Raw genomic sequence first — 6,000 nt, 5'->3', positions numbered from 1 at the left:
GAAATGGAACGAGGAAATGGAACGAGGAAATGGAACGAGGAAATGGAACGAGGAAATGGAACGAGGAAATGGAACGAGGAAATGGAACGAGGAAATGGAACGAGGAAATGGAACGAGGAAATGGAACTGGAACGTTAAAACGGGACGAGGGCGATCGTCCTCCATTAAAACGGTTTGGCGCGGCGAAGAGGTTGCGCCGGCCATTTCATATCAAAGGAGAGATAATTTCAGACCTTGTGGGCTATTGCGAACCTTCGCATGACCCTGTCGACCGATATGGTGACCTTGTCTCCGACCTTCGTATCTGAGACGAAGATGACAAAGCCCTCAACCCTGGCGATGCCGTCCCCCTGCCTTGATATGTCCTCAATCTCCACTTCGTACGTCTTTCCAGCTTCAACTGGAGAAGAGTCTGTGAACCCGCCACTGCTGAAGGATCCTCGATTGTCTCCGTACAATTACTTCACATCCATTTTGCGAAAAACCGTAAAAGCACAGCCTCGCACGTCATCCGACTATGCGAGGGGGTTATTTAAATCTATTCCCCCCGAACCTGAGGCGAGGGGACGACGGTCGGGGGTGCGGATCCGTCGCCATCTTCCGTCAATCCAGATGGCAGAGGTCATGGGAGACGAATTCGTCCCCCTCCCTCCTCATCTCGCAGACTATCCTCCCGTCGACGAGCCGGAGGATACGATCCGTCTTCTCCGCCATCGCCATGTCGTGGGTGACGAGGATGAAGGTCTGGTTCATCTCGCGGTTGAGCTTTCTCAGCAGCTCGTATATCATGTCGGAGCTCTTGGTGTCGAGGTTACCCGTCGGCTCGTCGCCGATGACGATGGAGGGGTGGCCTGCCAACGCCCTGGCCACCGCCACCCTCTGGTTCTGGCCGCCGGAGAGCTGGTTGGGCCTGTTGTTCAGCCTGTCGCCGAGCCCCACCTCTTCCAGGAGGGCGATCGCCCGCTGCCTCGCCTCCTTCCTCTCGACGCCGGCGATGAGGAGGGGCATCATCACGTTCTCTACGGCGTTGAACTCGGGAAGGAGGTGGTGAAACTGGAATATGAACCCCAGCTCCTTATTTCTCAGCCTCGCCCTCTCCGCCGGGGTCGCCTTCGTTATATTCTGCCCCTTCAGCCAGATCTCCCCGGAGGTGGGGGTGTCCAATAGGCCGATCATGTTGAGGAGGGTCGATTTGCCGCTTCCGCTGGGCCCCACGATGGAGAGAACCTCCCCCTCCTCGATCGTCAGGTCGACGTCGTCCAGGGCCACCAGCTCAACGCCATCTCCATAGACCTTCCGCAGCTTCTTGATATCGATGATTTTGCTCAAAGCCAAATCGCCTCCAAATTTATTATATTTCGCCAATCGGGTGATGGGCTTCATTCTGTAGCTATCGCCTCCACGGGGTCGAGCCTGGAGGCCTTGAAGGCGGGGTATATCCCCGCCAGGAAATTTACGAGAACGGCGAAGAGGGCGACATAGAGGAACGTCCCAAAGTCCAGGACGACGGTCATCCGGGTGGCTATGTATATCTCCGCCGGAACCTCGATCGTACCTATCAGCTTTGCCGCAACGTAAGCGAGGCCGCCGCCTAGGAGGGCAGAGGGAGGACCGAGGATGACGGACTCCAGGACGAAGACTTTCATGATAGACCTTCTGGTGGCGCCCATGGCCATCAGGATCCCTATCTCCTTGGTCCTGCGGCTTATTATCATTATCATGGTATTGGCGATCCCAAAGCCCGATATTATGAATATCAAGAGGTAGAACATATAGGAGTAGATCTGCTGGGTGTCCAGCTGCTCCAGGATCTCCCTGCTCTTCTCCTGCCAGCTCTCGGCCTTGTAGAGGGTCCTCTCGTTGAGGTCGGCGGCGACAGTGGGGGCTGCATATATGTCCGATAGCCTCACCCCCACCTCGGATACCACGTCCCCCTCCCCCAGGAGCTCCTGGGCGGTATCGAGGGGGAGGTATACCAGGGACCTGTCGAGCCCCGTTCCGGTCCTTATGATACCGACCGCCGTCACCTGGAGGGTCGAATCTCGCCTCGTTATCCTGAACTTGTCTCCAACATTGAGGTCCAGGTCGTCGGCGAGGTCGGTCCCCACCACGGCGGCGAGCCTCCTGTAACGCAGGTCGCCGTAGTCGCCGGAGATGACGTCGTCTCTGACCCTCAGGAGCATATCTTCCAGTACCGGGTCGGCGCCGATGAAGGTCACCCCCTCGACGTTGTTCTTGTGTTTTGCGGCCGCCATCCCCGAGACCCTCGGCGAAGCCACGATGACCCCTGGACTCCCGGACGCCATCCCCGAAACGGTCCTGTAGAGGTGGATGTAGTCCTCCCCCTCCTTCGGCCCTATCGTTATATGCGGAGCGTTCTCGACGGTGTTCTCGATGATGTTCTCTCGATACCCCTCGGTGATCCCTATCAGGACGACGATCACCCCCACCGCCAGTGCGACGGAGAGGACCGTGAAGAGGACCATCCTTGGATTTCCGAGGATATGCCGTTCTGCGATCGATAGCTCGAACATCTCTTCAACCTCGCAGGGCGACTACAGGGTCCAGATGCGACGCCTTGTGGGCCGGGTAGACCCCCGCCGCCATGCTCAAGGCCAGCGCCAGTAGCGGGAAGGCGATGAGGTCCACGGGATCGACGATGAACTGGATCAATATCGGCTGAGGGGCGTTGGGCGCTGTTATTACGTACTCCTGGCTGTGCAGGTAGACCGATATGGCATAACCGACGACGGTCCCGAAGGCTCCGCCGGCGATGCCCAGGAACCCGCTCTCGATGAGAAATATCCTCCTGATGGTGGAGGAAGAGGCGCCCATCGCCATCATCATCCCTATAGCCCTCGTCTTCTCGAGGACTACCATATTCATGACGTTGGCGATCCCGAAGGAGGCGATCAGAAGCAAGAGAGCCAGGATCAGGTTGTTGGAGAACTTCTCAAAGGCGAGGGTCTCCTCGAACTCGGGAAAGAGCGTCCTCCAGCTCTCTGCCTCGTATCCGAGGGCCGAGATCTCGGCGGCGATCTCGTCGGCCCGATAGGGGTCGGCGGTCTTGACGTTTATGTAAGTTATGACGTCCCCCTCGCCAAGAAACTTTTGCCCCGTATCGAGGGAGACGAAGGCAGACCGGTCCCACTCTTCGACCCCCGTCCTGAAGACCCCCGCCACCACCAGGTTCATGGTGGTGGCGTCGGGAAAGCTGGCGACGACGTCGTCCCCGATCTTCACGTCCAGCCTGCGGGCCATCTCCTCCCCCAGGACGACCCTTCGGCCGCTGGAGATGCCCCGCAGGTCCCCCTCGATCATGTACTTGTCGCCGATGCTGGTGACGACGTTCAGCTGCTCGGGGATCGCGCCCTCCATCTCGACGTTCTCGACCTTCCCCTCAAAGGAGAGGGCGGCCGTGGTGCTGAGGGCGGGAGAGACGGCCACGACCCCGGGGATCGTCCAGATGAACTCCATCAGGGTCTTGTAGAGGTATATCTGCTCCTCTCCGTCCTTGGGGGTGACGAGGACGTGGGGTGCCAGCTCGAAGATTATCTGGAAGAAGGTCTCGAAGCTCCCGTTCATCAGCGACCTCATGATTATGATGATAGCAACGGCTAGGCCTACGGCTCCTACGGCGAGGGCTGTCTGCCTCTTTCTGGTTCTTATGTGCTTGATCGCCACGAAGAGCTCGAGGAAGGGATCCCCCCCAGATATCAGGCGGAATATCAACGACGCCAATAACCGTTCTTCGGATCTTATTTAAAAAGATCGGGCTCCATCGACCTCCATCTCCCCAACCAGAGCCGGGGATATGATAGGCCCTTCCACCCAAGAGAACCCTGCGGTCACCCCCGGAGGGCGACGACGGGATCGAGCTTCGATGCCTGGTGAGCGGGGTAGACCCCGGCGGCTACGGAGAGGAGGAGGGTGACCAGGGGGAAGATGAGAAGGTCCCGGGGATCGACGACGAAGTTGAGATAGATCGAGAAGCCGGGGCCGGAGGATAATGCGATGGCGAGGCTGTTGACGTAGGCTGCGATTCCGTAGCCTATGAGGCAGCCCGCAGTACCGCCGGCTAGACCGAGCACGCCGGCCTCTATGAGGAAGATCCTCCGGATGATCGATGAGGTGGCTCCCATGGCCATCATCATCCCTATCTCCCTAGTCTTCTCCAGGACCAGGAGGTTCATGATGTTGGCGATCCCGAAGGCGGAGATGATTATCACGAGGAGCATGATCATGGTGTTGGAGAGCCGACGGCTCTGGATACTCTCGACGATCCCCGACTGGCTCTGCCAGCTCTCGGCGTTGTAGCCCAGCTCTCTGAGTGAAGCTGCCACCTCGTCGGCCCGGTATATGTCATCGAGCTTTATCTGGACCTCGGTTATGACGCTCCCCTCCCCGAGGAAGTCCCTCGCGGTCTTCATGGAGACGTAGGCGTAGTTCGTCGAGAAGCCCCCGGTGTCGAAGATCCCCGTCACCACGAGGTTCAAGGTCCTGGCGTCGGGAAAGCTCGCCCTGACGGTATCGCCGAGCTTCAAATCCAACCGCTCCGCCATCTCCCTATCCAGGGCAACCCTCCTCCCGGTCTCGATGGAGTCGAGGTCTCCTTCCACCATGTAGTCGAGGCCTATCCTCGATATCTTGTTCAGCTCGTCGGGAACGACCCCCCTGAGGACTACGTTCTCGACCTTCCCGCCATAGGATAGGGAGGCGGCCGTCGATAGAGCCGGGGAGGCGGCCGTCACCCCCGGGATCGTCCAGACCGCATCGAGGAGGGTCTTATAGAGGTATATCCGGCTCTCGCCGTCCTTGGGCAGGACGGTGACGTGGGGGACGAACTGGAAGATTATGTCGTTGATCGTACCCTCAAAGCCGTTTATCAGGGACCGGAAGAGGATGGTGATGGTGACGGCGAGGGCGACGGCACCCACCGCTAAAAGGGTCTGCCTCCTCCGGGCAGTGAGGTGCTTTCTTGCGGCGTAAAGCTCGAACAAGAGATCTCATCTCGGGGGATTTTGGTCTCCCTTACCCTAGCTGCCCGACCCTATTTATAAAGTCCCGCCGTCTCCGACCCGTCCGATCAAAGTTGCGATAAGACGAGATATCAGAGAGAGGTCTCAGAGAGAGGTCTCAGAGGGGAACCTCTTCCGCCTCTTCCACCGAGTAGTTCTCGTGGACGACCTTGCAGAGCCTCTTGACGAAGAGGGTCGGGTCTTGGGCCTGGAATATGTTCCTGCCTATGGAGAGGCCGGCGCCGCCGACGCTGATGGAGTCGCGAACCATCTCCAGGACCTGGTGCTCCGTCTCCATCTTGGGGCCGCCGGCGATCACCACGGGGACGCTGCAGCCCTTGACGACCTCCTTGAAGGTCTCGGGAGATCCGGTGTAGTTCGTCTTGACGATGTCGACGCCGAGTTCGGCACCGATCCGGGCGGCGTGCCTGACGTACTCGACGGCGTGCTCCGAGGAGACCTTCGGACCCCTCGGGTACATCATGGCGAGGAGCGGCATCCCCCAGCGGTCGCAGCTCCGGGCGACCCGGCCCAGATCCATGAGCATCTGGGCCTCGTCCTCGGCCCCGACGTTGACGTGGATGCTGACGGCGTCCGCCCCGATCCTGATGGCGTCCTCCACCTCGGTGACCAGGACCTTGTGGTTTGGATCGGGGCCGAGGCTGGAGCTGGCGGATAGGTGGACGATCAGCCCCACGTCCCGGCCGTAGCCCCGGTGGCCGTGGAGGGGGAGGCCCATGTGGCCGAGGACGGCGTTAGCCCCACCCTCCGCCACCCTGTTGACAGCCTCCTGCAGGTCGATCAGCCCTCCGATGGGCCCCACCGTCAGGCCGTGGTCCATGGGGACGATGACCGTCCTGCCCGTCCTCCTGTTGAAGATCCTCTCCATCCTGATGGACTTTCCGACGTTCCTCATGGGGGAAGGGCTTTGGAGAGTTGAGATTAAAAGGTGATGGTCAGTTCTGAAATAGACCGAATTATT

The 6,000-nt window shown here is 59.5% G+C and carries 6 protein-coding genes; all 6 read right to left on the bottom strand.

The features are described from left to right. Positions 1-227 precede the first annotated feature (227 nt). Positions 228-458: a TRAM domain-containing protein gene (locus P0O24_RS03105; RefSeq protein WP_316968276.1), complete on the bottom strand. Its 231-nt coding sequence runs from the start codon at positions 456-458 to the stop codon at positions 228-230. A 145-nt stretch (positions 459-603) separates the two neighbouring features. Beyond that, positions 604-1,329, bottom strand: a complete 726-nt coding sequence (locus tag P0O24_RS03100; protein WP_316968275.1) for an ABC transporter ATP-binding protein — start codon at positions 1,327-1,329, stop codon at positions 604-606. A 50-nt stretch (positions 1,330-1,379) separates the two neighbouring features. Further along, entirely contained in the window at positions 1,380-2,534 is a 1,155-nt protein-coding gene (locus P0O24_RS03095) for an ABC transporter permease (RefSeq protein WP_316968274.1), read from the bottom strand. A gap of 4 nt (positions 2,535-2,538) precedes the next feature. Further along, positions 2,539-3,741, bottom strand: coding sequence for an ABC transporter permease (locus P0O24_RS03090; RefSeq protein WP_316968273.1), 1,203 nt, complete (start codon positions 3,739-3,741; stop codon positions 2,539-2,541). 107 nt (positions 3,742-3,848) lie between these two features. Then, on the bottom strand, positions 3,849-5,000 hold the full coding sequence (locus tag P0O24_RS03085; protein WP_316968272.1) for an ABC transporter permease: 1,152 nt from the start codon (positions 4,998-5,000) through the stop codon (positions 3,849-3,851). 136 nt (positions 5,001-5,136) lie between these two features. Beyond that, the gene (locus P0O24_RS03080; protein WP_316968271.1) at positions 5,137-5,934 is read right to left on the bottom strand and encodes a 2-amino-3,7-dideoxy-D-threo-hept-6-ulosonate synthase; all 798 of its coding nucleotides are present in this window, start codon (positions 5,932-5,934) and stop codon (positions 5,137-5,139) included. Between the last annotated feature and the right edge of the window lie 66 nt (positions 5,935-6,000).

The sequence above is a fragment of the Candidatus Methanocrinis alkalitolerans genome (assembly GCF_029167205.1).
Taxonomy (GTDB): domain Archaea; phylum Halobacteriota; class Methanosarcinia; order Methanotrichales; family Methanotrichaceae; genus Methanocrinis; species Methanocrinis alkalitolerans.
This window is presented reverse-complemented; position numbering and strand designations above follow the sequence as displayed.